Annotated in this window: 2 protein-coding genes; one reads left to right on the plus strand and one right to left on the minus strand. The window is 73.3% G+C overall.

Features of this window, described 5'->3' with window-relative positions; all coding sequences use genetic code 11:
* Window positions 1-142: 142 nt before the first annotated feature.
* Entirely contained in the window at window positions 143-2,068 is a 1,926-nt protein-coding gene (locus tag ACZ4VL_RS40115; RefSeq protein ID WP_468210836.1) for a VWA domain-containing protein, read from the minus strand.
* A 404-nt stretch (window positions 2,069-2,472) separates the two neighbouring features.
* Between ACZ4VL_RS40115 and ACZ4VL_RS40120 the strand changes: the two genes are divergently transcribed.
* Entirely contained in the window at window positions 2,473-4,557 is a 2,085-nt protein-coding gene (locus tag ACZ4VL_RS40120; RefSeq protein ID WP_468210839.1) for a PhoX family protein, read from the plus strand.
* Window positions 4,558-4,751 lie beyond the last annotated feature (194 nt).

Below are 4,751 nucleotides of genomic sequence, written 5' to 3' on the forward strand. Positions count from 1 at the left end.
GGGGTCTAAAGACGGGCCCACCAGACGTCCTGGCCGTCTGAGGGTGGCCCCCCCGCACCGCGGAAGAAACAAGAAAACCCCCCGCCCCCCCCCCCGGGGCCCCCGGGCGGGGGCGCCGTTCGCGTACGCCTGTGCGTGCTGCCTAGAACCGCTCCAGCATGCCCTTGAGCAGGGCCGCCGAGGTCAGCTCGTAGGGAGCGGGACCGGCGTGGAAGAACCCGGCGTTCTCGGCGTCCAGCTTGCGCAGGAAGTCGAACGCCTTGTTGTCGTGGTCGCCGAACGCGACGAACTGCCAGTGCACCTCCGGGGCCGCCGCTGCCGCGTCCGCCAGGGCCTGCTTGGCGGGCTGGCGGTTGTCGGGGGCGCCGTCGGTCTGGAAGACGACGAGGGCCGGGCCCGAGTCGCCGTCCTTGCGGTAGCGCTCCAGGACCTGCTCCACGGCGACGTGGTAGCTGGTGCGGCCCATGCGGCCGAGCTCGGCGTGACGGCCTTCGACCCAGGAGGCGTAGTGGGTGTCGAGGGTCAGGTCGGCGGTGCCGTCCACGTCCGTGGAGAAGAACACGGTGTGCACGGTCGCCTCGTCGTCGAGGTGCGCGGCGAGGGCGAGGGCGTGGTCGGCGAGGTACTGGGCGCTGCCGTCCTTGTAGAACGGCCGCATGGACCCGGACCGGTCCAGGACCAGGTACACCTTGGCCCGGGCCCCGGCCCTGCCCTTGGTGCGGAGCACCTGTCCGGCCGCCTTGTAGGCCGCCGCGACCTCGGGCGCCCGCTTCCGCACGACCGCCGCACTGTGCGCGGGCCCGTCCGCCGCCTCGTCCCCGCCTTCCGCGGCCGCGGCTTCGGGCTCTGCGGCGGCCTCGACTGCGGCTTCCGCCTCGGGCTCTGCGTCGGCCTGCGCGGCTACGGGCTCGACCTCGGCCTCGGGCTCCGCCTGGGGCTCGGCCTCCGCAGCCACGGCCTCCGGCTCGACCGCGCCCGGCTCGGCCGCGTCCTGCTCGGCGACGGGCTCCGCCTCGGCCTCCGCGGCGACGGCCTCGACCTCGGGCTCAGGCTCTGCCTGGGGCTCGGCCTCGGCGGGAGCCACTGCCGCATCGGCCACGGCTTCCTGCGGCGCCGGCTCGTCCTGCGCCTCGGCGGCGACCGGTTCTGCCTCGGCGGAGGTCTCCGCCTCGGCGGCGACGGGCTCGACCTCGGGCTCCGGCTGCGCCTCGGTGGTGGCTTCCTGCGGCGCGGGCGCCTCGGCGGGCTCGTCCTGCGCCTCGACGGCGGAGGGCTCCACCGCGGCCTGCTCGGCCTCCGGCTGCGCCTCCACGAGGGCGGCCTCGGGCTCGGGCTCCGGCTCGGCAGTGGCTTCCTGCGGCGCGGGCGCCTCGGCGGGCTCGTCCTGCGCTTCGACGGCGGAGGGCTCCACCGCGGCCTGCTCGGCCTCCGGCTGCGCCTCCACGAGGGCGGCCTCGGGCTCGGCTCCGGCCGGCTCCACCTCAGCGGCCGGAGCCGCCTCGGCCGTTACGGCAGCGGGCTCCACGGCAGCGGGCTCCACGGCGTCGGCGGCCACGACCGCATCGGCCGGCTCCGGCTGCGCTTCCGCGGCGACGGGCTCGGCCTCGGCCGGCTCGGGCTCCGTGGCGACGGGCTCGGCTTCGGCCTCGGCTTCGGCGGCGACCGGCTCCTGCGGGGCCTCGGCGGCGGGCGTGACGGCCTCGGCGGCGGGCGCCGCGGTGGCAGTGGGAGCCGCAGGGGCAGCGGTAGAGGTAGCCGTCCCGGCAGTGGGGGCCGGGGCCTCGGGGAGGGTGGGGGACAAGGGGCGGCGGGCCTCGGGGACCGTGGGGTCCGAGGCCGGCGTGGTCACGAGCGCGCCCGGCTCGCGGTCGCGCGGAGCGGACTGCGGCGGGACCGTCGGGTTGTCGAACGACGCGGCGACCAGGTCGGCCGCCGCGTCCAGCGGAGTCCGTTCCGACTGGCTCGGGACGGCTGCTGATGAGGTGGAAGGGGTAGTGGCCTCAGTCGTCTCCGGAACCGGCTCGGCGGTCCGTCCGAAAACCTTGCGCAACAAGCTCCGAATACCCATGGGCCAGGCCTTTCGCATGAGTGCGTGCGTCTTTTGTCCGTGCTGCGCGGTGGATCCCTGCCCAGAGTGGACACGTAAGGTTATCGACCCCTCGGCTGGAACGTCTGCAGGGGCGCCCCTCGTGGCGCCAGGCCCTTTTCGGCCTTCTCTTACGGATCTTGGCTGATCCGCCCACCACGTACGAGGGCTCCCCCTGACCGCCTGCCGCGTGGGGCCCGCACAGAGCCTTACCACACCACAACGGCCCCGCCGAGCGGCACCCCCCCTCCCTGAACTCCCGCCCCGACGCACCCGGTTCACCGGGTGTTCATCCGTCGGCCGCCGGTTCGGCGCACCCCGCCCTTACCGTCACCGCTGGATTCGGCCGATTCCCGTCGGCAACCGCGCAGTTACGGAGGACACTCGTGCGCAAGCTTCTGCCGCTCATAGGCAACCCGCATGGGGGCGGCCGCTCCGCCCTCACCTGTCGCTACCGCTGTGGCGACGCCTGCTTCCACGAGGTACCGAACACCAGCGACAACGAGTACGCCGGCGACATCATCGCCCGCACCTGGTCCCGCCGCTCGATGCTGCGCTCCGCCGCCGTCGTCACGGTCGCCACGGCCGCCGGCACCGCCGTCGCCGTCGGCGGCAGCGGCTCGCGGGCCACCGCCGCCACGGCCGCCGACGCGCAGGCCGCCGGTGACACCGCCGGGCAGGCCGCCCGCGGCCTCCGTTTCACCCCCGTCGCGCCGAACACCGCCGACCAGGTCACCATCCCCGAGGGCTACGCCCAGAACGTGGTGATCAAGTGGGGCGACCCGATCGTCAAGGGTGCCCCGGGCTTCAACTCCGACAAGCAGACCGCCGCCGCCCAGGCCGGTCAGTTCGGCTACAACAACGACTTCCTGAGCCTGCTCCCGCTCGGCAGCGGCTACGAGCGCCAGCAGCTCCTCGTCGCCAACCACGAGTACACCGACGAAGTCCTGATGTTCAAGGGCTACGACCCGGCGAATCCGACCAAGGAGCAGGTCGAGATCGCCTGGGCCGCCCACGGCCTGTCCGTGGTCGTCGTCCAGGAGGACCACCGCAGCGGCAAGCTGACCGCGGTCAACCGCCACCAGCTCAACCGCCGCCTGCACACGACCAGCGAGTTCCGCATGACCGGTCCGGCCGCCGGCAGCGCCCTGCTGAAGACCTCCGCCGACCCGTCCGGCACCAAGGTGCTCGGCACCCTCAACAACTGCGCCGGCGGCACCACCCCGTGGGGCACCACCCTCCACGGCGAGGAGAACTTCAACCAGTACTTCGCCAACGGCGGCTCCGTCACCGAGCCCGTCCAGGCGGCCCGCCTGAAGCGCTACGGCATCACCGGTGCCGCCTCCGAGCGCAAGTGGGAGCGCTTCGACAAGCGCTTCGACGTGGCCCAGGAGCCCAACGAGTCGCACCGCTTCGGCTGGGTCGTCGAGCTCGACCCGTACGACCCGAACTCGGTGCCGCGCAAGCGCACCGCGCTGGGCCGCTTCAAGCACGAGGCCGCGCAGCCCCGCCTCACCGAGGACGGCCGCCCGGTCGTCTACATGGGCGACGACGAGCGCTTCGACTACTTCTACAAGTTCGTCTCCAGCAAGCGGATGATGAAGGGCGACAGTCGCGCCGCCAAGGAGCACAACCTCACCCTGCTCGACGAGGGCACCCTCTACGTCGCCAAGCTGACCGGCGACTCCCCGGCCGACCAGATCGACGGCAGCGGCAAGTACCCGTCGGACGGCCAGTTCGACGGCACCGGCGTGTGGATCCCGCTCGCCACCGGCAACGTCTCGCACGTCGAGGGCATCACCGCCGAGGAGGTGTACGTCTTCACGCGCCAGGCCGCCGACAAGGTGGGCGCCACCAAGATGGACCGCCCCGAGGACGTCGAGCCGTCGCCGCGCACCGGTCGCGTCTACGTCGCGCTGACCAACAACACCAACCGCGGCAAGGCCGGCCAGCCGGCCGCCGACGAGGCCAACCCGCGCAACGCCAACAAGCACGGCCAGATCCTGGAGCTCGCCGAGAGCTTCGACGACCCGGCCGGCGACGCCTTCGCCTGGCGTCTGTTCCTGGTCGCCGGCGACCCGAACGACCCGGCCACGTACTTCGCGGGCTTCCCGAAGGACAAGGTCAGCCCGATCTCCTGCCCGGACAACGTGGCCTTCGACCCGCACGGCAACCTGTGGATCTCCACGGACGGCAACCAGCTCGGCTCCCACGACGGCCTCTTCGGCGTCGCCACCGCCGGTGAGCGCCGCGGTGAGCTGAAGCAGTTCCTGACCGTGCCGCGCGGCGCCGAGACCTGCGGCCCGCTGGTCCAGGACAAGCGCGTCCTGGTCTCCGTGCAGCACCCGGGCGAGATCGACGGCGCGTCCGTCGAGAAGCCCGCCTCTGTGTGGCCCGACGGCCCCGGCAAGATCGTCCGCCCGGCCGTGGTGTCGGTCTGGCGCAAGGACGGCAAGAACATCGGCGTCTGACGCCGGTGTCCGGGTCCCCCCTCCGTGGCCGTCGCCCCGCGAGAGTCGACCCGTAGGACGTGACGGAGCGGGGGGGGGGGGGGGGGGGGAAAAAACCCCCCCCCCCCCCCCCCCCCCCCCCCCCCCACACCCCACAAAGAAACAAGAAGGGGGGCCCCCACCCACCCCCCCCCCCTTGTTGAAAACAAAAGGGG

Source organism: Streptomyces sp. NPDC029014, assembly GCF_055564695.1.